This is a genomic window from Pseudomonas sp. R151218B TE3479 (assembly GCF_053629195.1).
In genome coordinates, this window is the sequence record NZ_JBRJHV010000001.1 from 6,288,808 (window position 1) to 6,311,691 (window position 22,884).

Here is a 22,884-nt window from a genome sequence, read left to right on the forward strand (position 1 = left end):
GTGCCCCGCAAGGAATGGAACAGAACATCACCCGGTGGTTGGCCCACCGGGTGATAGAACCATCAGCGCACTGGTGGTGCGTATTGAATGCCGCCAGCGTTCCACAGAGCGTTCAGGCCGCGATCGATTTCCAGCGGAGTGCCCTTGCCGAGGTTACGCTCGAACACTTCACCGTAGTTGCCGACTTGCTTGACGATCTGCACGACCCAGTCTTTCGGCAGTTTCAGGTCCTTGCCGTATTCCCCGTCTGCACCGAGCATACGCGCGACGTCAGGATTCTTGGTGGCCTTGGCTTCAGCTTCGACGTTTTTCGAAGAGATACCGGCTTCTTCAGTGTTGAGCATGGCATAGCCAGTCCAGCGCACAACGGCCAGCCACTCGTCATCGCCATTACGCACGACCGGACCCAGAGGCTCCTTGGAGATGGTTTCCGGCAGAACCACATAGTCCTTCGGCGAAGCCAGCTTGCTGCGCTGGGCGAACAGTTGGGACTTGTCGGAAGTCAGCACGTCGCAACGGCCGGACTCCAGCGACTTGGCGCTTTCATCGGAGGTGTCGAAGGTGATCGGGGTGTATTTCAGGCCGTTGCCGCGGAAGTAGTCGGAAACGTTCAGCTCGGTGGTGGTACCGGCCTGGATGCAGATGGTTGCACCGTCCAGTTCCTTGGCACTCTTGACGCCCAGCTTGTTGTTAACCAGGAAGCCGATACCATCGTAATAAGTGATGAAGCCTGGAAATTTCAGGCCCATGCCGGCATCACGGGAGCTGGTCATGGTGGTGTTGCGCGACAGGATGTCGATTTCGCCGGATTGCAGCGCGGTGAAGCGCTCCTTGGCGTTCAACTGGCTGAACTTGACCTTGGTCGCATCGCCGAATACCGCAGCGGCGACGGCACGGCAGAAGTCCGCGTCGATACCGACGATCTTGCCGGTCGAATCAGGCACCGAGAAACCTGGCAGACCATCACTCACACCGCATTGCACAAAACCTTTCTTCTTCACGGCATCCAGGGTTGCACCCGCCTGAGCGAACCCGCTGACACCCAGTACTGCTGCTGCAGTGACGATTGCCAGGGTGGATTTCAGTAACTTCATTCAAACCTCCAGTTTTGCTCTTGTTGTGTCGGAGCTCGGATCCTGTCGCACCCTTTTGAGGCATTGCCGACCCTTGTTGGCTTTTTTTAGGGTCAACCGACGTCTGGACCTTCGCTATGAGTCTAATAATGAGGATGTCCGTAAACAGTGGTCATGCCCATCCCTCACCAATCGGCCGAACGGGCTGTAGCCCTTCACGTTCGCGAAGCCCGTAGCGGCTATTGGCGAACATTCATCACCGGATTTCTGATATCCCATGCGGCGCGTCTAACTGATAGTGTTACCGCGCAGCGTAAGAATCATCACTCAGCTACACCCATAGCAAAGCCCGTACCAGACCGCTGCGCTTGGGCCATGTAGAACACGTCAAGACAAAAACTTTCAACTTTGCGACATCTAATTAACTGAGGCACCGGGAACGCACTGTAATCACGCACTGATTGGGCGCGCCCGCACAGATTTGGAGCACAACCATGACCGACCCCTTGATTCTCGAGCCCAGCGGCACTGTCGACGCGTGCGTTATCTGGCTCCACGGCCTGGGCGCCGATCGTTTTGATTTCCTGCCGGTGGCGGAAATGCTGCAGCAAAAACTGCTCACCACTCGTTTCGTTCTACCCCAGGCGCCAACCCAGCCAGTAACGATCAACGGCGGCTATGAGATGCCCAGTTGGTACGACATTCGCGCCTTGAGCCCGGCGCGGGCCATTGACGAACAACAACTCGAAGCCTCGGCGCAACGGGTCATCGACCTGATCGAAACCCAGCGAGCCAGCGGAATAGACGCCTCGCGGATTTTCCTCGCCGGTTTTTCCCAAGGTGGCGCGGTGGTCTATCACACCGCCTTCGTGAAATGGCAGGGGCCACTGGGCGGCGTGATCGCGCTGTCTACTTATGCACCGACGTTCAGCGATGAACTGCAATTGTCGGCCAGCCAGCAACGCATTCCGGTCCTGGCCCTGCACGGCCAATACGACGAAGTGGTACTCAACCCCATGGGCCGGACCGCGAAAGAGTATTTGAAGCAACATGGTGTCACCGTGACATGGCAGGAATACCCAATGGGCCACGAAGTGTTACCCGAGGAGATTCATGACATCGGCACCTGGCTGGCCGAACGGTTGCGCTAAAAGGCCAATCGCCACGCCGGTCCTTTGACGATCACACTACGCCGCGCCCGTTTCTTGCATTACACTGGCCGGCGTACATTCCTTAACCAATCGATGAGATGACCGTGCTCAAAGCACTCAAGAAGATGTTCGGTAAAAGCGAGGCCGAGCAACTCGCGCCTGGCTCCACTGCACCGACCCACGGCCCGAGCCGTACCGATGCACAACAACCGCGCCGGACGGCCCCCGTCGCACAGGCGAAAAAAGAACCCGTCGCCCAGCCTGTTACGCCCCCCGAGCCCGAGACACCACGCAACGAAGCCCCCCGGCCACGCCGCGAACGCGCACCGAAACCGCCGGTCGTCGCTTGGAAACTCGAGGACTTCGCCGTAGAACCCCAGGAAGGCAAGACGCGCTTCCACGACTTCAAGCTCGCCCCGGAACTGATGCATGCCATCCAGGACCTGGGTTTCCCATATTGCACGCCGATCCAGGCGCAGGTGCTGGGCTTCACCCTCGCCGGCAAAGACGCCATCGGTCGCGCCCAGACCGGCACCGGCAAGACCGCCGCGTTCCTGATTTCCATCATCACCCAGTTGCTCCAGACCCCGCCGCCCAAAGAACGTTACATGGGCGAACCACGGGCGCTGATCATCGCGCCGACCCGCGAGCTGGTGGTGCAGATCGCCAAGGACGCCGCCGACCTGACCAAATACACCGGTCTGAACGTCATGACGTTCGTGGGCGGCATGGATTTCGACAAGCAGCTCAAGCACCTCGAAGCTCGCCATTGCGACATCCTGGTCGCCACGCCGGGCCGTCTGCTGGACTTCAACCAGCGCGGCGACGTGCACCTGGACATGGTCGAAGTGATGGTACTGGACGAAGCCGACCGCATGCTCGACATGGGCTTCATCCCGCAAGTGCGCCAGATCATTCGCCAGACCCCACCCAAAAGCGAACGACAGACCCTGCTGTTCTCCGCCACCTTCACCGAGGACGTGATGAACCTGGCGAAGCAGTGGACCACCGACCCGGCCATCGTCGAGATCGAAGCCGAGAACGTCGCCAGCGAAAACGTCGAGCAACATATCTACGCGGTCGCCGGTGCCGACAAGTACAAGCTGCTCTACAACCTGGTCAACGACAACGGTTGGGAGCGCGTGATGGTGTTCGCCAACCGCAAGGACGAAGTGCGACGCATCGAAGAACGCCTGGTGCGCGATGGCGTCAACGCGGCTCAGCTCTCGGGCGACGTACCCCAGCACAAGCGCATCAAGACCCTCGAAGGTTTCCGCGAAGGCAAGATCCGCGTACTGGTTGCCACCGACGTGGCCGGTCGCGGCATCCACATCGACGGCATCAGCCACGTGATCAACTTCACCCTGCCAGAAGTCCCGGACGACTACGTGCACCGGATCGGCCGTACCGGGCGTGCCGGGGCCGCCGGGGTTTCGATCAGCTTCGCCGGTGAAGATGACTCCTACCAGTTGCCGTCGATCGAGGCGTTGCTGGGGCGCAAAATCAGTTGTGAAATGCCACCGACCCACCTGTTGCGGCCGGTCGAGCGCAAGCGCCCTTAATCGTCTACCAGAGCAAAAAGCGCAGCCAGGACAGGCTGCGCTTTTTTTTGCCCCAGGATATTGCTCGATTAAACTAAAAGTCCATAATGGACAAATTAGTTTACAAAGCACCCGGAGCCTCCATGTCCAGCACGCCCTATGTGATGACCCAAGCCCAAGCCCGTGAACTGCTCGGACAAATCGACGTGCCGCACATCCTGCGCCAGCTGTTTCGTGATCTCGCGGCCGGGCAAGCGGTGCAGCCACCCCAGCAACTGGTGGTGTTTCCCCAAGGCGCCGGGGACTTCATCAACTACCTGGGCGTGCTGGCGCAAGACCAGGTCTATGGGGTCAAGACCTCGCCCTATATCGTGCGCGAGCAAGGCCCATTGGTGACCGCCTGGACCTTGCTGATGTCGATGCAGACCGGCCAACCACTGCTCCTGTGCGACGCCGCCGAGCTGACCACCGCCCGTACCGCCGCCACCACCGCCGTCGCCGTCGATGCCCTTGCCCCGCACAACGCCAGGCGCCTGGCGATCATCGGCAGCGGCGCGGTGGCCCAGGCGCACGTGCACTACGTCAAGGACCTGCGGGACTGGCAAGGCATCCGCCTCTATTCGCCAGGCTTGAAGACCAAGTCGGCACAGGAACGTGCCTCGCTCACCGGCCTGGATCCGCGCCTGCAAATCGCCGACACCCTCGAAGCGGCGCTGCACGACGCCGATGTGGTGATGCTCTGCACTTCGTCCGCCAAAGCCGTGTTCGACCCACAGACTTTGGGCAAACCGGCGCTGATCACTTCCATCAGCACCAATGCCCCACGCGCCCACGAAATACCGCCCCAGCGCCTCAACGACATGGACGTGTTCTGCGACTATCGTCAGACCACCCCGGGCTCGGCCGGTGAAATGCTGATCGCCGGCGAACAGCACGGCTGGGAGGCATCGCGCATCGTCGGCGACTTGCCTGAATTACTCAGCGAACACGTGGCGCGTCCCGACTACCAACGCCACGTATTCTTCCGCTCCATCGGCCTGGGGCTGGAGGATGTTGCGCTGGCGAATGCGCTGTACCGACTTCGCAACTGACACACCACATTCCCTTGTGGGAGCGAGCTTGCTCGCGATGGCGGTGGGTCAGTCACCGCCGATGTCGACTCTCAGGCCGCCATCGCGAGCAAGCTCGCTCCCACAGTTTTTCCAGAGTCCTGGCAATGTGCTCTACAGGAGAGCTTCATGACCTCAGCAGACTTCATCATCATCGGCGGCGGCATTGCCGGTGCTTCCACCGGTTACTGGCTGGCGCCCCACGGCCGGGTGATTGTGCTCGAACGCGAATCCCATCCGGCCTATCACTCCACCGGACGTTCGGCGGCGCTGTACACTGCCGCCTACGGCACCCCGCAGGTGCGGGCGCTGACCCAGGCCAGCCGGGTTTTTTTCGACACCCCGCCGGCCGGCTTCTGCGAGCACCCGTTGCTGAGTCCACGGGGCGAAATGACCGTGGATTTCACCGACGACCCGGCCGAGCTGAACAACCAGTACCTGAGCGCCAAGGCCACGGTGCCGCAGATGCAACTGCTCAGTGCCGATGAAGCCTGCGTGCGGCTGCCGATCCTGCGGCGGGACAAGGTCCACGGGGCGATCTATGACCCGACGGCCTGCGACATCGACACCGACGCCCTGCACCAGGGCTACTTGCGCGGTATTCGCCGCAATGGCGGTGAAGTGCACACCGACAGTGAAGTGCTGGGCCTGAGCCGCGACGACCAGGGACTTTGGCAGGTGAAGACCGCCAGCCAACGCTTCACCGCCCCCATCGTGATCAACGCCGCCGGCGCCTGGGCCGATCAGGTGGCCGACCTGGCTGGCGCCCGGAAGCTGGGGCTGCAACCCAAGCGGCGTGCGGCGTTCATCTTCGCCGCCCCCGAAGGCGTGGATATCCATGACTGGCCGATGCTGGTGAGCCTGGACGAATCCTTCTACATGAAGCCCGACGCTGGCATGTTCCTCGGCTCGCCGGCCAACGCCGACCCGGTGGAGCCTCACGACGTTCAGCCGGAGGAGCTGGACATCGCCACGGGCATCTACCAGATCGAAGAAGCCACCACCCTGACCATCCGCCGCCCGACCCGCACCTGGGCCGGGTTGCGCAGTTTCGTCCACGACGGTGATCTGCTGTGCGGTTTCGATCCACAGGTGCCCGGACTGTTCTGGGTAGCGGCCCAGGGCGGCTACGGCATCCAGACGTCACCGGCCATGGGCCAGGCCAGCGCGGCGCTGGTGCGGGGCGAACCGCTGCCCGAAGCCCTGGCCCGTTTCGGCCTGAGCAGCGCCATGCTCTCCCCCAAGCGTTTGGGGTGAGCCAACCGGCGTGACGCACCGCCACGATTGCGGCACACTTCCCGCGCCCCTGTTCCACGGGGCGCTGACGCTGCCTGGAGCCCTGTCATGACCGCTTCGCCATCCGATCCGGCGCTGGAAAACTTCCGCACCATCGCCGACGCCATCGCCACGTTGTTCTACCCCCACGCCGAAGTGGTGCTGCATGACCTGCGCACGCAGAAAGTCGACTACATCGCCAACAACCTGTCCAAGCGCGAGATTGGCGACGATTCGTCCTTGGAAGACATGCTCAGCGAGGACGTCAGCGAACGTAATATCGGGCCGTATGAAAAACTGAACTGGGACGGCCAGAAGATCCGCAGCCTCAGCAGCGTATTGCACGATGCCAGCGGTCATCCGCTGGCGGTGCTGTGCATCAACCTGAATATTTCGCTGTTCGAGAATGCCAAGGCCGCGTTGGATTTGTTCCTGTCGCCGGGCAAGTTGATTCCCCAGCCGGATTCACTGTTTCGCGATGACTGGCAGGAGCGGATCAACACCTTCCTGCACGCCTGGATGCGCGAGCGTCAGCTGAGCCTGAACCTGCTGACCCGCGATCACAAACGCGAGCTGGTGCTGGCGCTGCATGCCGAAGGCGCCTTCAAGGGCAAGAGCGCGTCCAACTATGTGGCCAATGTGCTGAACATGGGGCGGGCAACGGTGTACAAGCATTTGAAGGAGTTGAAGGGGTAGGATTTGTATAGCCTGGGCTGACGCCTTCGCGAGCAAGCTCGCTCCCACATTTGATCTCATTGCACACAGATATCGTGTACGACACCAATCCCCTGTGGGAGCGAGCTTGCTCGCGATAGCGATTTATCAGTCGCCGTAGATATCCGACTTGAAATACTTGGCCTGGATCTCCTGGTACTTCCCATTGGCCCGAATCCCATCGATGGCCTTGTTCAAGTCCGCCACCAGTTGGGTATTGCCTTTGCGCACCGCGATACCGGCGCCCTCACCGACGTATTTCGGGTCCTTGAGTTCGGGACCGACAAACGCGTAGCCCTTGCCACGGGGCATCGACAGGAAGTCTTCCAGCGGGATGGTATCGGCGAAAATCGCGTCCAGGCGACCGGACGCCAGGTCCATGTAGATTTCTTCGTTGTTGCTGTAGCGCTTGATAATCACACCCTTGGGTTCGAGCACTTCAGTGGCGTAGCGGTCAGTGGTGGTGGCCCGTTGCACGCCCACGGTCTTGCCCTTGAGGCTGGCGTACTGGTCATCGACCACCGCCCCTTCCCTCATGACCAGGCGCGATGAGGTGAAGTAGTACTTGTGAGTGAAATCCACCGACTTCTTGCGCTCTTCGGTGATGGTCATGGACGACAGCGCCAGGTCGATTTTCTTCACCTTGAGCGACGGAATCAGCCCGTCGAACTCACCCTCGATCCATTCGCACTTGACCTGCATCTGCGCGCACAGGGCATTGCCGATGTCGTAGTCGAACCCCTCGATTTTCCCTTCCGAGGTCTTGGACGCAAACGGCGGATAAGCCGCCTCGATGCCGATGCGCAAGGTTTTCTCCGCGGCGAACAGGCTGCTGGAGGCCAACAGGCTCAAGGCCAGGCCGGTGATGAGGGGGAGTGTGCTCATGATGTTCTCTCGCGGGTTGTTGTTGGTTTGGCAGAGAAAGGTGGGCGCATCTGTTTTGTACTTATAAATCCATACTGGACTTTAATGTACATATCGTCAATCGGTAGGCAGGGGGATGTGATGAGTGGCTGATGGCCTCATCGCGAGCAAGCTCGCTCCCACAGGGGATCCTTGGTGCATGAAGATCCAGTGTGGGAGCGAGCTTGCCCGCGATGACGGACTCATGGCTTGCGAAACAACAACAGGGGACTTACTGCTTCCAGCGATCCGCCGCCGCATGATCACTGTCCCGCCCTTCAACCCAGCGCGGGCCGTCGACGGTGTTTTCCTTTTTCCAGAACGGCGCGCGGGTCTTGAGGTAGTCCATGACAAAGGCGCAGGCGTCGAAGGCCGCCTGGCGATGAGCACTGGCGGCCGCGACGAAGACTATCGGCTCGCCCGGCTCCAGGGCACCGATGCGGTGCAGCACTTCCAGCTTGAGCAACGGCCAGCGCTGCTCGGCTTCGATGGCGATCTTGCCCAAGGCCTTTTCAGTCATGCCCGGATAGTGCTCCAGGAACATCCCGGACACGTCGAGGCCGTCATTGAAGTCGCGCACGTAACCGACGAAGCTCACCACCGCCCCCACGCCGACATTGGCCGCGTGCATCGCGTTGACTTCCACCCCCGGATCGAACGGCTCGGACTGCACACGAATCGCCATGGCTCAGCCTCCGGTCACGGTAGGAAAGAACGCCACTTCGTCACCGTCCGCCAGGGGCTCGTCGAGCTGGCACAGGTCTTCGTTGCGTGCGCACATCAGGTTCTGCTCCTTCAGCACGTCGGCACCGTCACGCTGGGCAAGCAGCACGCGCACGTCGTCGACCGTGGCGAAATCGCCTTCTACCCTGACCGAATCCACGCCGAGCGCTTCACGGTAACGAGCAAAGAACTTCACAGTGATGTTCATGATGCATCCGCCTGGAAGTGGCCGCTCTTGCCGCCGAGTTTTTCCAGCACTCGTACGCCTTCGATGGTCATGCCACGGTCGACGGCCTTGCACATGTCGTAGATGGTCAGCGCGGCGACGCTGGCGGCCGTGAGGGCCTCCATCTCCACCCCGGTCTGTCCCGACAGTTTGCAGCGGGCGACAATGCGCACCCGGTCCTCGCCCTCGGCGTTGAGCTCGACCTTGACGCCGGTGAGCAGCAGCGGGTGGCAGAGCGGAATCAGGTCACTGGTTTTCTTGGCAGCCTGGATGCCGGCGATGCGCGCGACGGCGAACACATCGCCCTTGGGGTGACCGCCGCTGACGATCATCTGCAGCGTGGCGGGCAGCATGCGCACAAAAGCCTCGGCCGTGGCTTCACGGAACGTCACGGCCTTGTCGGTCACGTCGACCATATTGGCGCGACCTTGGGAATCGAGATGAGTCAGCACAGGGTTACTCCTGATCGGGAATGTCGATTGTAAACCTGTGGGTCAGATTCCGGCAGGGTTGATTGTCGCACCCCACTTGCGTATCGGATTCGAAAGTCAGCGCAAAACCTTGTGGGAGCGAGCTTGCTCGCGATGGCGGTGGGTCAGACACTTATTTTTTATCTGATACACCGTCATCGCGAGCAAGCTCGCTCCCACAGGTTTTTTTTGTACAGCCATAAAAAACCGGGCGGCTTGAAGGCCGCCCGGTTGGGTTGGGGTTACAGGTGGGATTCGGCGTATTCGGCCAGGATCGAGCGCGGCACGCCCTGCAGGGTGATGTGGACTCCGTTGGGGAAGTCCTTGAAGCGTTCGGTCAGGTAGGTCAGCCCGGAGCTGGTCGCGGACAAGTAAGGGGTATCGATCTGCGCCAGGTTACCCAGGCACACCACTTTGGAACCGGCGCCGGCGCGGGTGATGATGGTTTTCATCTGGTGCGGGGTCAGGTTCTGGCATTCGTCGATCAGGATCAGGCTCTGCTGGAAGCTGCGTCCGCGAATGTAGTTGAGGGATTTGAACTGCAACGGCACTTTGCTGAGGATGTAGTCGACACTGCCATGGGTGCTTTCATCATCCATGTGCAAGGCTTCGAGGTTGTCGGTGATCGCCCCCAGCCACGGCTCCATTTTCTCCGCCTCGGTGCCGGGCAGGAAACCGATTTCCTGGTCCAGGCCCTGCACGCTGCGAGTGGCGATGATGCGCCGGTAGCGCTTGCTGACCATGGTCTGCTCGATGGCGGCGGCCAGGGCCAGGATGGTCTTGCCGGAACCGGCGGCGCCGGACAGGTTGACCAGGTGGATATCCGGGTCGAGCAAGGCGAACAGGGCCAGGCTCTGGTAGATGTCACGAGGCTTGAGGCCCCAGGCTTCCTGGTGCAGCAGCGGTTCCTGGTGCAGGTCGAGGATCAGCAGTTTGTCGACCTGGATTTCCTTGATCCAGCCGACGAAGCCTTGTTCGTCGATGATGAACTCGTTGATGTGCACGGCCGGCAGGTTGTCGATCAGTTGCACCTGGTGCCAGGTGCGGCCATGGTCCTGGCGAGTCTCGACCTTGCTCACACGGTCCCAGAAGGAGCCGGTCATGGTGTGGTAGCCGTTGGGCAACAGCGAAACGTCGTCAACCAGTTGGTCGGTGCTGTAGTCCTCCGCCGCGATCCCGCAGGCGCGGGCCTTGAGGCGCATGTTGATGTCTTTGGTCACCAACACCACGGCCTGGTCCTTGTTGCGCGCGTGCAGGTCGATCAACTGGTTGATGATGATGTTGTCGTTCAGGTGTTCAGGCAGCACCAGGTTGGGCTCGGTGCGCTTGCTCATCAGGATAGAAAGCAGGCCCTTGGGACCACTTTTGCCGCGCTGGATCGGCACGCCGAGCTCAACGTCTTCCGGGGAAGCATCCCCCAAGGTCTTGTCGATCAGGCGGATCGCCTGCCGGCATTCGGCCGCAACGCTGTGGTGCCCGCTCTTGAGCTTGTCCAGCTCCTCAAGCACGGTCATCGGGATGGCGACGTGGTGTTCTTCGAAGTTCAGGAGCGCGTTTGGATCGTGGATCAATACGTTGGTATCGAGTACATAGAGGATTGGCTGGTTGGAGGAAGGGCTACGTCCGTGGTCATCCATACTCGGTCACCTATGTGGGGGCCATTCGACGCAATACCGTGACAGTGCTGCGCCTCGAGGTAGCCACCGAATTCACCCGCGAGGATTCAGGTGAACTGCACACAATCTGGGTCTTGGAAGACGCCACCTGTGTTGCAGGTTTCGGCGGTCTGACTTCTTGATACTCCAAAAACCATGACAGGAAAAAGCACTTTGACGCTTTTTTGAAGTTTATTTTTCAGAGTGACGAATAACCCTTGGCGTACCGCCGTCGCCCCGTTAAAGTCGGAAGTCCGGTTGTCATGAATGTGTCCCGGATTTTCCTCCTTCTCCAATGTTTCCGGGCCTTTCCCGGTTTCAGCGAAACGCCTCCTGACAGTCCGCCCAACCGATCCCGCTCTGCGCCGTCTGCGCCATGAGCCAGGGCATCGCCGTTTTCACCCCATCCTGCTTGGCGTTGAAATTGATCACCCCGTGGCGCCACAACAGCATCAGGGTCAGCACACGCTGGGCGCTTTGCTCAGGCTTGAGCCGATTGCCGCTGTCCTGGGGATCGATGTCCCACAGCGCCACCTGCAGGCCCTGCTGCCGGAAAAATCCTTCGGCATCGCCACGACGCTGGCCTTGGGGCGGGCGGAACAGCGGCACATAATTCTCGGGCAGCTTGCCCTTGACCAGCTCGACACTGCGCCGGACCGAGTCTTGCCAGTCCTGCCAATGGCTGTGGGAACGGAACTCCCAGCCCTGCACACCCACGCACTGTCCCGCATACAGCATCTGGAGACTGTTGACCGAACGCTCTTCCAGCCGCGCCTGGATGTCCTTGCCCAGCACGAAGAAGGTGCCGTTCATGTTTGCCTTGCGCAGGTATTCGGTCAGCCACGGAGTGTTGTCCGGCACGACGTTGGCGGCGCTGTCGAAGGTCAACAGGAACAGCCGGTCGTTCATGTCCTCGCCGTTGCGCTCGTATTCGCCAAAACGGGCGATTTCACTGCTGGTTTGCGGAAAAAGCGCGGCTTTGCGCAGCAGTTCATCACGATATTGCGTATGAAAGATCTGACTCGGTGCCGCCCATTTGATGTAGTAGGAGTCGTCATCGAGATGGAACCTGCGGGCCTCTTCACGCAGGGTCGCCATGTCCTCGACCAGATAACAGAAAGACGCATCCTGATCGCAACTGCGCTGGGCAAAGTTGTAGTTGCTCAACAACCGTTGCCACAGCCGGGCGCGAAGGGCGTCGATCGCGGCCATATTGACCGTGCGCAGCCCCAGGTACTGCTTGAGCGCGATTTCGTCCATGGCATCGACGTCCAGCAAGCCCCGGGCGAACATCAGGATCTCGGCCCGCGAAGCCACGTCGAACAGCGTCGGGCTGGTGAGTTGTTCCGGCCAGGTCGTACGGTCCAGGGTGGCGACGTCGTTGGGCGCGGCACTGGCGCCCAGGCTCAACAACCAGGCCGATAGCAGAAGGGCGATACGCAAAAGGGATGTCTCCATAACGAAACTCGCGCGGCATCATAGCCGATCCTGGCGCAATACCCTTGCGGTCAGTGGACTTGGGGAGCAGACCTGTGGGAGCAAAGCTTGCTCGCGATGCAGGCGACACGGTCCATCTGCAAGACTGCGTCATCGTTCATCGCGAGCAAGCTTTGCTCCCACAGCTCCCTCGCCACAAAAGCCCGTCAATGCTCGCCCACCCATCACCTATCGCCCCAATAGCTGGAGTCCACCCGGACAACCCCCTAGAATCGCCGAACCTTCAAGGAGACGATTGCATGCTGATGGTGATTTCCCCCGCCAAGACCCTCGATTACGAAACACCGCCGGCCACCGCGCGCTTTACCCAGCCGCAGTACCTGGATCACTCCCAGGAACTGATCGAACAGTTGCGCGAACTCTCGCCAGCACAAATCAGTGAGCTGATGCACGTCTCCGACAAGATCGGCGGCCTCAATGCCGCGCGATTCGGCAGCTGGACGCCGGCGTTCACCCCAGCCAACGCCAAGCAGGCGCTGCTGGCCTTCAAGGGTGACGTGTACACCGGCCTCGATGCGCAAAGCCTTGGCGAAGCCGACTTCGACTATGCCCAGCAACATTTGCGCATGCTCTCCGGCCTCTATGGCCTGCTGCGCCCACTGGACCTGATGCAACCCTATCGCCTGGAGATGGGCACCAAGCTGGCCAATGCCCGCGGCAAGGACCTGTATGCCTTCTGGGGCACGCGCATCAGCGAATGGCTGAACGAAGCCTTGGCCGACCAAGGCGACGACGTACTGCTGAACCTGGCGTCCAATGAATACTTTTCGGCGGTCAAGCGCAGCGCACTGAAAGCGCGCGTCATCGATACCGAATTCCGCGACTTGAAAAACGGCCAGTACAAGATCATCAGCTTCTACGCCAAAAAAGCCCGAGGCCTGATGAGTCGTTTCGTCATTGAAGAACGCATCAACGACCCTGCGGCACTCAGCCAATTCGATGTTCAGGGTTATCGCTTCAACGCACAACAATCGAGCCAGGACAAACTAGTGTTCTTGCGCGATCACGCTCCCGAATAAGGCATAACCTTATATCGCCCCTGATCGGGGGCTTCGATCAAGCCCCGATCTGTCATCTTAGTTCTCCGCCTGTTTCGCCAGTTTCGTGACGTCAATAAATCGCCCTACTCTCCCACTAACTTTTCTTTCACTCGACACTCGTCAGTTTTTTGCGTAGTGGCACCAAAAATTTTTATCCGTAGTGGCACAAAACTATCTACCCCTCCTAACTCCCCATTAACAAAGGATGAAACGGCAAGTGCCATCATATTGAGGGCAGTGCCATCTTGGATAATATTTCGAAAAATTTCGAAAATCGCGATGAGCGGATCGGAACTATGTGAAATTGCACGGCTCATACCACCCGTAACGATTCTCACGGAGCGTGTAAGAGATGACTTACATAGGCCGTCGATCGAAGTAACCAAGTTGTCATGGCAATTTAGCGAAACGGTCGCCTATTTGGATCCATCTTATAAAGGACAGGAGATAACGCACCATTACTATCCCCTACAAGGCCAAGGCTGCGCCCCTATAACGTGCTCACCCGAGCACACAAGCTTCTGATTTTGTGGGCTTTTGCCAGGGATCAGAGGTGAGAGACTTTTGCACGAGCGTTCTTGATTTACAGGGACTGGCTGCATAACAGGGCAGGTCATAACAACTAGGCCGCTTTGCGCACAACTTGAGTGCACTTATTTAGACACTCGGAACTTAAGTATGCCTGCACACGGCACTGTGGCGCCTGCATTCCACACTTCCGAGTGCTCGATGACCGCTGAACACTATTAACTCCGGCCATTTAATGGCGTGAAAACAGAGGTAAATGCGATGCGCATTAGCATATTTGGTTTGGGTTACGTCGGTGCAGTATGTGCCGGTTGCCTGTCTGCACGGGGCCATGATGTAGTTGGCGTGGATGTCGCCAAAGACAAAATCGACATGATCAACGCCGGTAAATCGCCGATCGTTGAACCTGGTCTTGGTGAGCTATTGGCGCAAGGCATTCAAACTGGCCGACTGCGCGGCACGACCAACTTCGCCGAGGCGATTCGCGATACTGACCTGTCGATGATCTGCGTCGGTACACCGAGCAAAAAGAACGGCGATCTGGAACTGAACTACATCGAAGCGGTGTGCCGCGAGATTGGTTTTGTCCTGCGTGACAAGACCACCCGCCACACTATCGTAGTTCGCAGCACCGTATTGCCGGGCACCGTGGCAAACGTTGTGATCCCGATCCTGGAAGACTGCTCCGGCAAGAAAGCCGGCGTCGATTTCGGTGTCGCGGTCAACCCTGAGTTCCTGCGCGAAAGCACCGCGATCAAAGACTACGACCAGCCGCCGATGACCGTTATCGGTGAGTTCGACACCGCCTCCGGTGACGTCCTGCAGTCGCTGTATGAAGAACTCGATGCGCCGATCATCCGCAAGGACATCGCCGTCGCCGAGATGATCAAGTACACCTGCAACGTGTGGCACGCCACCAAGGTGACCTTCGCCAACGAGATCGGCAACATCGCCAAGGCCGTCGGCGTCGATGGTCGTGAAGTGATGGACGTAGTCTGCCAGGACAAGACCCTGAACCTGTCCCAGTACTACATGCGCCCAGGCTTCGCCTTCGGCGGCTCCTGCCTGCCCAAGGATGTTCGCGCCCTGACCTACCGCGCCGGTGCCCTGGACGTGGAAGCGCCGCTGCTCAACTCGCTGATGCGCAGCAACGAGTCCCAGGTGCAGAACGCCTTCGACATCGTTTCCAGCCACGACAAGCGCAAAGTCGCCCTGTTGGGCCTGAGCTTCAAGGCCGGCACCGACGACCTGCGTGAAAGCCCGCTGGTGGAATTGGCGGAAATGCTGATCGGCAAGGGTTTCGACCTGAAGATCTACGACAGCAACGTCGAATACGCCCGCGTCCACGGTGCGAACAAGGATTACATCGAGTCGAAGATTCCTCACGTCTCGTCCTTGCTCAACGCCGACTTCGACTCGGTGATCGACAGCTCCGACATCATCATCCTGGGTAACCGCGACGAGAAGTTCCGCGCGCTGACCGAAAACGTACCGGAAGGCAAGCAGGTCATCGACCTGGTCGGCTTCATGTCCAAGGCCACCAACCCGAGTGGCCGGACCGAAGGCATCTGCTGGTAAGTCTGTTTGCCGGCCGGGGCATGCCTCGGCCGGCCTTTCGCCTGCCTTAACCCATCGGGCCGCCCACAAGGCCCGCCCGAGATAGAGACGGATGCAGATTATGCACAGGCTAAAGAACGGCCTGCTTCAGGCCGCCGGTTGGCTGTTTTACTTGAGTTTATTGATGGGCATCGCCATGGCGCTGCCCACGTCCACGTTCGACTCCGAATCCAAGGATTTCATCTTCCTGATCGGCGCCGTGGGCATCTGGCGTTACTCCATGGGAGCAACGCATTTCGTGCGCGGCATGATCTTCCTGTACATCGTCTACCCACACCTGCGCCGCAAGGTCCGCAAGCTGGGCAAGGCGGCGGATCCGTCCCACGTGTACCTGATGGTCACCAGCTTCCGGATCGACGCGCTGACCACTGCCCAGGTGTATGGCTCGGTGATCCGCGAGGCCATCGACTGCGGGCTGCCCACCACCGTGGTCTGCTCCATCGTGGAAATGTCCGACGAATTGCTGGTCAAGAGTCTCTGGAGCCGTATGAACCCGCCTGAGCGGGTCAAGCTGGACTTCGTGCGTATCCCTGGCACCGGCAAGCGTGACGGCCTGGCCTACGGCTTCCGCGCCATCTCCCGCCACTTGCCGGACGATCGCGCCGTGGTCGCCGTGATCGATGGCGACACCGTGCTCGCCGAAGGCGTCGTGCGCAAGACCGTGCCGTGGTTCCAGCTGTTCGGCAACGTCGGCGGCCTGACCACCAACGAGTTCTGCGAAGTGCGCGGCGGCTACATCATGAGCGAGTGGCACAAACTGCGCTTCGCCCAGCGGCACATCAACATGTGCTCCATGGCCTTGTCCAAGCGTGTGCTGACCATGACCGGGCGCATGTCGGTGTTCCGCGCCACCGTGGTCACCAACCCGGACTTCATCGCCGACGTGGAAAGCGACTCGCTGCAACACTGGCGCCTGGGCCGCTTCAAGTTCCTGACCGGTGACGACAAGTCGAGCTGGTTCAGCCTGATGCGCCTGGGCTACGACACCTTCTACGTGCCCGACGCGGCGATCAACACCGTCGAGCATCCGCCGGAGAAGAGCTTCATCAAGGCCAGCCGCAAGCTGATGTTCCGCTGGTACGGCAACAACCTGCGGCAGAACTCCCGGGCACTGGGTCTGGGCATGCGCCGTCTGGGCCTGTTCACCTCGGTGGTGCTGTTCGACCAGCGCGTGTCGATGTGGACCTCGCTGCTGGGCCTGACCGTGGCACTGATCGCCAGCTTCAAGTACGGCACCGCGTTCATCCTGGTGTACCTGCTGTGGATCGGCATCACCCGGTTGCTGCTGACCCTGTTGCTGTCGTGCTCGGGACACAAGATCGGCCCTGCCTACCCGGCGATTCTCTATTACAACCAGATCGTCGGGGCCCTGGTGAAGATCTACGTGTTCTTCCGCCTCGACCAGCAGTCCTGGACCCGCCAGCCCACCTCACTGACCCGTGATCTCGCCAGCTTTCAACGTTGGTTCAACACTTGGTCGTCTCGGACCATGACCTTCTCCGCCGGCAGCATTTTTGTCGCTGTGCTGCTGACGATGGTCTGACCGGACTTGAATGAATTAACTAGGAAATCGCCCCTATGAACACCGCCGTGAATGTCAACGTAGTGCATGAATCCGAAGCCCAGCGCCAACATGCCCGGGTCAAAATCCCGGCCAAGCTGCGCTTCTTCGGTCCCGACCGTACCCCCATGGAAGTCAAGGTCCTGGACCTGTCCGCCGGTGGGCTGTGCTTCAACGCCGGCCAACTGCCGCTCAAGGTTGGCGAGACCTACAAGGCTCGCCTGCAGTTCGTGATCGACAACCTTGGCCTGGCCATGGACGTGGAGTTGCAGATCCGTTCCTACGACCGCCAGACCGGCCGCACCGGTTGCCAGTTCCAGAACCTGGAGCCGCGGGACATCTCGACACTGCGTCACATCATCACCTCGCACCTGGCCGGCGACATCGTCGGTGTCGGTGACGTGCTGGCGACCCTGCAGCGCGACAACTTCACCAAGGCCCGCAAGCAGAAAGACGAAAACGGTGGCATGAGTGCCATGGGTCGTCTGCGCGCCGTGACCTTCAGCCTGGGGGTCTTCGTCGTTGGCCTGGCGGCGTTCGGTTTCATCTTCAAGTCGGTGTACGGCATGTACTTCGTCAGCCACGCCCAGGCCGGCCTGGTGAACGTACCGGGCATGGCCATCACCATGCCGCGCGACGGCACCGTGCAGAGCCTGGTCAAGGCCGACGGCGTGGCCGCCAAGGGCGCCCCGCTCGCGACCTTCAGCACCAGCATGCTCGACGTGCTCAAGGGTCACCTGGACGACAACCAGTTGCAGCCGGCCAAGGTCGAGGAGCTGTTCGGCAAGCAAATGACCGGCACCCTGACCTCCCCGTGCGACTGCATCGTGGCCCAGCAACTGGTCGCCAACGGCCAGTACGCCAGCAAGGGCGACGTGATCTTCCAACTGGTCCCACGGGGCACCGAAGCCAACGTCGAAGCGCGCTTCTCCTATCGCCAGTTCGGCGACGTGCGCCCAGGCACCCCGGTCAGCTTCCAGGTCGCCGGCGAAGACACCACCCGTACCGGCAAGATCGTCAGCAGCACCAGCCTGAAAAGTGCCGACCTGTCCTCCGATATCCGTGTGCTGATCCAACCTGACGAACCCCTGGACAGCTCGCTGGCCGGCCGTCCGGTAGAAGTCACCAGCGACCGTGGCCCGAACCTGAACTGGCTGATCGACAAAGCCATGGCTGTCGGTATTTAAGTCGAGGATATGCCCGTGACCATTATAAAAATCCTGAACAGCCCACAGACCCTGTGGGAGCGAGCTTGCTCGCGAAAGGATCCACGCGGTCAGGATGGTATGCCGCAAGCTCGTTCACCCATGGGAACACTGTGTGCCCTGGCCTTGGCCGTCAGCCTGGCCGGTTGCGCCGGCCTGCCCGACCAGCGCCTGGCCAACGAAGCGCTCAAGCGCGGCGACACGGCGCTGGCACAGCAGAACTATCAGCAACTGGCCGACCTGGGTTACAGCGAGGCCCAGGTGGGCCTGGCCGACATCCAGGTGGACAGCCGCGACCCCGAGCAGATGAAAAAAGCCGAGGCGACTTACCGCGCCGCGGCCGATATCTCGCCACGAGCCCAGGCTCGCCTGGGTCGCCTGCTGGTGGCCAAGCCCGGTTCCACCGAAGCGGAAAAACACGAAGCCGAAGGCCTGTTGAAGAAAGCCTTCGCCAACGGAGAAGGTAACACCCTGATCCCGCTGGCGATGCTGTACCTGCAATATCCCCACAGCTTCCCGAACGTCAACGCCCAACAGCAGATCAGCCAATGGCGCAGCGCCGGCTACCCGGAAGCGGGCCTGGCGCAGATTCTGCTCTACCGTACCCAGGGCACCTACGACCAGCATCTGGATGAAGTCGAGAAGGTCTGCAAAGCCGCGCTGGCGACCACGGACATCTGCTACGTCGAACTGGCCACGGTCTATCAAAAACGCGGCCAGCCGGAACAGCAGGCCGAATTGCTCAAGCAGATGCAGGACGGTCACGCCCGTGGCGTCGTATCCGCCCAGCGCGTGGACAGCGTCGCCCGTGTCCTGGCCGATGCGAGCCTGGGCAAGACCGACGAAAAGACCGCCCAGTCGTTGCTCGAAGGCATCGCCCCTGGCTATCCCGCAGCCTGGGTCAGCCTGGCGCAACTGCTCTACGACTTCCCGGAACTGGGGGACGTCGACAAGATGATGCAATACCTGGAGAACGGCCGCGCCGCCGACCAGCCTCGCGCCGAGCTGTTGCTGGGCAAGCTGTATTACGAAGGCAAGTGGGTTCCGGCCGATGCCAAGGCCGCCGAGGCACATTTCCAGAAAGCCGTTGGCCGCGAAGTGGCTGCCGATTACTACCTCGGCCAGATCTATCGCCGCGGTTACCTGGGCCAGGTGTACTCGCAAAAAGCCCTGGACCACCTGCTCAAGGCCGCCCGCAACGGCCAGAACAGCGCCGACTTCGCCATTGCCCAGCTGTTCTCCCAGGGCAAGGGCACCAAGCCCAACCCGGTCAACGCTTATGTGTTCAGCCAGTTGGCCAAGGTGCAGAACACCCCGCAAGCCACCGAGCTTGCCCAAACCCTCGAAGCACAATTACCGCCGGAACAACTTGCACAAGCGCAACGCCTGCTACAACAAGAGCAGGCCATTCGCGGCGCAATGAGCCCCGATACGCTGGAACTGCAAGCCCTAAAAGAAGATGACGGCGAGGAACCTCTATGAAGCTTTTGAAGCTCAATCCTTTTGTGCAGGCTGGTATTGGCCTGTCGTTTGCCCTGCTGTGGTCCTGCCCGACCTTGGCGGCACTGACCGAGAGCAAGAATTTCGGCCTGGAAGTGAAGATTACCGGCCAGTCCGAAGACGACCGTGACCTCGGCACCCAGAGCGGTGGCGACGTCAACGGTGTCGGCCTGGACCTGCGTCCCTGGGTCTACGGTGAAAGCGAAAGCGGTGCCTGGAGCGCCTACGCCATGGCCCAGGCCGTGACGTCCTCCGACATCATCGAGACCGACACCCTGCAGCAGTCCGATGGCAGCACCCAGCAAACCGACAGCGGCGATCGCGAAGCCAAGAAAAGCTACCTGGCCATGCGCGAGTTCTGGATCGGCTACCGCGGCCTGACCCCCTACCCGGGCGAGCAGTTGAAGTTCGGTCGCCAACGCCTGCGCAATGACGACGGCCAATGGCGCGACACCAACATCGAAGCCCTGAACTGGACCTTCGACACCACCTTGCTGCGGGCCAACCTCGGCATTGCCGAGCGTTTCAGCGAATACCGCACCGACCTCAAGGAATTGTCCCCCAAGGACAAGGATCGTATGCACGTCTACGGCGACGTGGGTTACCAGTGGATGCCAGGCCAGTGGGCCGGTATCCGCGCCCACCACTCCCATGACAACGGCAGCCTCGACTACCCGACCCCGGGCGAGCCCACCGACACCCTGGACAAGACCCAGAACGGCGACTTGACCTGGCTCGGCCTGGAAGCCAACAGCGACGCCTACAACTGGCGCAACACCAACACCGTCAACTACTGGGCCAGCATCACCGGCATGAGCGGCGAGCGCGACACCGTCAACCCACTCAACGCCGACGGCACGCGCCCGACAGAAGCCAAGCACAGCGACGATGTGGACGGCTGGGCCACTGACCTGGGTATCCGCTTGCGTCTCGACCCGCAATGGCAAGTCGGTGCGGCCTATGCCCGCGCCAGCGATGAGTACCAACAGAACGGCCTGCAAAGCAACCGCTCGAACTTCACCGGCACCCGCTCGCGGGTCCACCGTTTCGGCGAAGCGTTCCGGGGCGAAATGGCCAACACCCAGAGCGCCAGCCTGTTCGGTTCCTGGCAGCTACGTGACGAATACGACGCCAGCCTGGTGTACCACAAGTTCTGGCGCGTGGACGGCAACAAGCCGGTGGGCAGCAACGGCATCAACGCCGTGGAAAACGACACCGATGACGTGACCGGCGCGATCCTGTCCACCTCGACCCTGCCGCTGCGTGACGGTGACAAGGACCTGGGCCAGGAAGTCGACCTGGTCGTCACCAAGTACTTCAAGCAAGGCCTGCTGCCGGCCGCGCTGAGTCAGTCCATTGATGAGCCGTCGGCGCTGGTGCGCTTTCGTGGCGGCGTGTTCAAGCCAGGCGACGCCTACGGCAAAGAGGTCGATTCGTACATGCATCGCGCCTTTGTCGACGTGATCTGGCGCTTCTGATGCGAATGGCCATGGGAGTGCCCGATATGAACCGCTACCTCAGGAACAGCCAGGCGATGAAAGGTTCGATCAGCCTGTTGGTCGCAGCGATGCTGCTGGCCGGCTCGCCGGCGTTCGCCAACGTTGAACCGGTGGTCAAACCGGGCAACGTGGTCAAGGAACTGCAACGGGCCAAGACCTACACCGTCAACAGTGCACCGACCGCACCACTGGAACTGGCCAAGCCAACCCTGCCCGACCTCTCCGGCTACACCGCCGAAGCGGTCGCGGCAAAAATCGTCCGCACCAAGCCCGGCAAGGTCAGCGTGCGCCGGATGATGCAGGAAAACGCCTTGAAGGACTTCATCGGCGGCGACAACAAGATGGCCGAGTGGGTCGTGCGTCAGCACGGTATCCCACAGGCCATCTTCCTCGACGACGGCTACATGAACCTCAAGGACCTGGCCAAGAAGGCGCCCAAGTACATCATCGAAACTTCGCCGGGTATCTACCTGGCAAAGATTCCGATCGTGGTCGGCCAGAAAGGCATCCTGGAAATCGACAAACAGACCCAGGAACTGCGCCTGTCCCAAGAGGGCGGCTCGTTCCTGGTCAACGATGGCCATATGTTCATCCGCGATACCAAGGTCACCGGCTGGCGTGAAAAGGACAACGGCCCCGCCACGTTCCGCTCGCCCAAGGAATTCCGTCCGTTCCTGCTGGCCTGGGGTGGCACCGAGACCTACATCGTCAACACCAAGATGGCGAGTTTCGGCTACGCCAACAGTAAGTCGTACGGGGTGAGTATTTCCCAGTACACGCCGAACATGGCCAAGGTCCTCAAGCGTCCGGAACCGACCGGCTGGATCATCGGTTCCGAGTTCTCGGACATGTGGTACGGCTTCTACTGCTACGAAACCCGCGACTTCGTGGTCAAGGGCAACACGTACAAAGACAACATCGTCTACGGCATCGACCCCCATGACCGTTCCCATCGGCTGATCATCGCCGACAACACCGTCTACGGGACCAAGAAAAAGCACGGGATCATTGTTTCCCGTGAGGTCAACGACAGCTTCATTTTCAACAACCGCAGCTACGACAACAAACTCTCGGGCCTGGTGATCGACCGTAACAGCGTGAACAACCTGATCGCTTACAACGAGATCTACAAGAACCACACCGACGGCATCACGCTCTATGAGAGTGCTGACAACCTGTTGTGGGGCAACAAGGTGATCAGCAATCGCCGCCACGGCATCCGGATTCGTAACAGCGTGAACATCCGCCTCTACGAAAACGTGTCCATGGCCAACGGCCTGACCGGTATCTACGGTCACATCAAGGACCTGTCCGACACCGACCGTGACATCAAGCTCGACCCGTTCGACGCCGAAGTCTCGCTGATCGTGGTCGGCGGCGAACTGGCTGCCAACGGCAGTGGCCCGCTGTCCATCGACTCACCGTTGAGCGTCGAGCTGTACCGCGTGTCCATGCTCGCGCCGACCAAATCCAGCGGCATCAGCTTCACGGGGATCCTGGGCGAACGCCAGGATGAAATTCTCGACCTGCTGGTGCGCCAGCAGAAAGCCGTGCTGATTGACCCTGTCGAACGCCAGACCGAATTGCGGGACTGAGG

At 60.5% G+C, this 22,884-nt stretch carries 20 protein-coding genes; 12 read left to right on the forward strand and 8 right to left on the reverse strand.

Features of this window, described 5'->3' with window-relative positions; translation table 11 throughout:
- Positions 1-62: 62 nt before the first annotated feature.
- Positions 63-1,094 carry an amino acid ABC transporter substrate-binding protein gene (locus AB7M32_RS27460; protein ID WP_072408945.1) on the reverse strand — a complete coding sequence of 344 codons (1,032 nt, stop codon included), beginning with the start codon at positions 1,092-1,094 and terminating at the stop codon, positions 63-65.
- Between the two features lie 473 nt (positions 1,095-1,567).
- On the opposite strand from AB7M32_RS27460, the gene AB7M32_RS27465 reads away from it, so the two are divergent.
- From AB7M32_RS27465 to AB7M32_RS27485, 5 genes are all read left to right on the forward strand, one after another.
- On the forward strand, positions 1,568-2,224 hold the full coding sequence (locus AB7M32_RS27465; protein WP_454251961.1) for an alpha/beta hydrolase: 657 nt from the start codon (positions 1,568-1,570) through the stop codon (positions 2,222-2,224).
- A 98-nt stretch (positions 2,225-2,322) separates the two neighbouring features.
- Positions 2,323-3,786, forward strand: a complete 1,464-nt coding sequence (gene rhlB, locus AB7M32_RS27470) for an ATP-dependent RNA helicase RhlB (RefSeq protein ID WP_454251962.1) — start codon at positions 2,323-2,325, stop codon at positions 3,784-3,786.
- Positions 3,787-3,908: 122 nt separating this feature from the next.
- Positions 3,909-4,856, forward strand: a complete 948-nt coding sequence (locus AB7M32_RS27475; RefSeq protein WP_454251963.1) for an ornithine cyclodeaminase family protein — start codon at positions 3,909-3,911, stop codon at positions 4,854-4,856.
- Positions 4,857-5,003: 147 nt separating this feature from the next.
- The gene (locus AB7M32_RS27480) at positions 5,004-6,131 is read left to right on the forward strand and encodes an NAD(P)/FAD-dependent oxidoreductase (RefSeq protein WP_454251964.1); all 1,128 of its coding nucleotides are present in this window, start codon (positions 5,004-5,006) and stop codon (positions 6,129-6,131) included.
- A gap of 87 nt (positions 6,132-6,218) precedes the next feature.
- Positions 6,219-6,845: a helix-turn-helix transcriptional regulator gene (locus tag AB7M32_RS27485; protein WP_454251965.1), complete on the forward strand. Its 627-nt coding sequence runs from the start codon at positions 6,219-6,221 to the stop codon at positions 6,843-6,845.
- Positions 6,846-6,971: 126 nt separating this feature from the next.
- Here the strand turns inward: AB7M32_RS27485 and AB7M32_RS27490 are convergent, their stop codons facing one another.
- The 6 genes from AB7M32_RS27490 to AB7M32_RS27515 all read right to left on the reverse strand — a co-directional run bounded on the left by AB7M32_RS27490 (position 6,972) and on the right by AB7M32_RS27515 (position 12,283).
- The gene (locus AB7M32_RS27490) at positions 6,972-7,748 is read right to left on the reverse strand and encodes an ABC transporter substrate-binding protein (RefSeq protein WP_454251966.1); all 777 of its coding nucleotides are present in this window, start codon (positions 7,746-7,748) and stop codon (positions 6,972-6,974) included.
- 250 nt (positions 7,749-7,998) lie between these two features.
- Entirely contained in the window at positions 7,999-8,451 is a 453-nt protein-coding gene (gene moaE / locus AB7M32_RS27495) for a molybdopterin synthase catalytic subunit MoaE (RefSeq protein ID WP_454251967.1), read from the reverse strand.
- Between the two features lie 3 nt (positions 8,452-8,454).
- Complete coding sequence (locus tag AB7M32_RS27500; RefSeq protein ID WP_454251968.1) at positions 8,455-8,697, reverse strand: MoaD/ThiS family protein; 243 nt, start codon at positions 8,695-8,697, stop codon at positions 8,455-8,457.
- Positions 8,694-9,167 (reverse strand): cyclic pyranopterin monophosphate synthase MoaC, encoded by a 474-nt coding sequence (gene moaC, locus AB7M32_RS27505; RefSeq protein ID WP_072408928.1) that lies wholly within the window; start codon positions 9,165-9,167, stop codon positions 8,694-8,696. Before moaC ends, AB7M32_RS27500 begins: the two co-directional genes overlap by 4 nt.
- Before the next feature lie 260 nt (positions 9,168-9,427).
- Positions 9,428-10,822, reverse strand: a complete 1,395-nt coding sequence (locus AB7M32_RS27510) for a PhoH family protein (RefSeq protein ID WP_072408927.1) — start codon at positions 10,820-10,822, stop codon at positions 9,428-9,430.
- A gap of 336 nt (positions 10,823-11,158) precedes the next feature.
- A complete protein-coding gene (locus AB7M32_RS27515; RefSeq protein WP_454251969.1) occupies positions 11,159-12,283 on the reverse strand; it encodes a polysaccharide deacetylase family protein in 1,125 nt (374 codons plus the stop codon).
- A 293-nt stretch (positions 12,284-12,576) separates the two neighbouring features.
- Between AB7M32_RS27515 and yaaA the strand changes: the two genes are divergently transcribed.
- Positions 12,577-13,356, forward strand: coding sequence for a peroxide stress protein YaaA (gene yaaA, locus AB7M32_RS27520; protein WP_072408923.1), 780 nt, complete (start codon positions 12,577-12,579; stop codon positions 13,354-13,356).
- A 104-nt stretch (positions 13,357-13,460) separates the two neighbouring features.
- Here yaaA and AB7M32_RS27525 read toward each other — a convergent pair whose 3' ends face one another.
- Positions 13,461-13,694 carry a hypothetical protein gene (locus AB7M32_RS27525; protein ID WP_139271750.1) on the reverse strand — a complete coding sequence of 78 codons (234 nt, stop codon included), beginning with the start codon at positions 13,692-13,694 and terminating at the stop codon, positions 13,461-13,463.
- Positions 13,695-14,166: 472 nt separating this feature from the next.
- On the opposite strand from AB7M32_RS27525, the gene AB7M32_RS27530 reads away from it, so the two are divergent.
- The 6 genes from AB7M32_RS27530 to algG all read left to right on the forward strand — a co-directional run bounded on the left by AB7M32_RS27530 (position 14,167) and on the right by algG (position 22,882).
- The gene (locus tag AB7M32_RS27530; protein WP_053124910.1) at positions 14,167-15,483 is read left to right on the forward strand and encodes a nucleotide sugar dehydrogenase; all 1,317 of its coding nucleotides are present in this window, start codon (positions 14,167-14,169) and stop codon (positions 15,481-15,483) included.
- Positions 15,484-15,583: 100 nt separating this feature from the next.
- A complete protein-coding gene (alg8, locus tag AB7M32_RS27535) occupies positions 15,584-17,065 on the forward strand; it encodes a mannuronan synthase (RefSeq protein WP_371857816.1) in 1,482 nt (493 codons plus the stop codon).
- A gap of 35 nt (positions 17,066-17,100) precedes the next feature.
- Positions 17,101-18,270, forward strand: coding sequence for an HlyD family efflux transporter periplasmic adaptor subunit (locus tag AB7M32_RS27540; protein WP_454251970.1), 1,170 nt, complete (start codon positions 17,101-17,103; stop codon positions 18,268-18,270).
- 15 nt (positions 18,271-18,285) lie between these two features.
- Positions 18,286-19,770, forward strand: a complete 1,485-nt coding sequence (gene algK / locus AB7M32_RS27545; RefSeq protein WP_454251971.1) for an alginate biosynthesis TPR repeat lipoprotein AlgK — start codon at positions 18,286-18,288, stop codon at positions 19,768-19,770.
- Between the two features lie 5 nt (positions 19,771-19,775).
- On the forward strand, positions 19,776-21,266 hold the full coding sequence (locus tag AB7M32_RS27550; RefSeq protein ID WP_454252209.1) for an alginate export family protein: 1,491 nt from the start codon (positions 19,776-19,778) through the stop codon (positions 21,264-21,266).
- Between the two features lie 26 nt (positions 21,267-21,292).
- Complete coding sequence (algG, locus tag AB7M32_RS27555) at positions 21,293-22,882, forward strand: mannuronan 5-epimerase AlgG (protein WP_192262189.1); 1,590 nt, start codon at positions 21,293-21,295, stop codon at positions 22,880-22,882.
- The last annotated feature ends 2 nt before the right edge of the window (positions 22,883-22,884 follow it).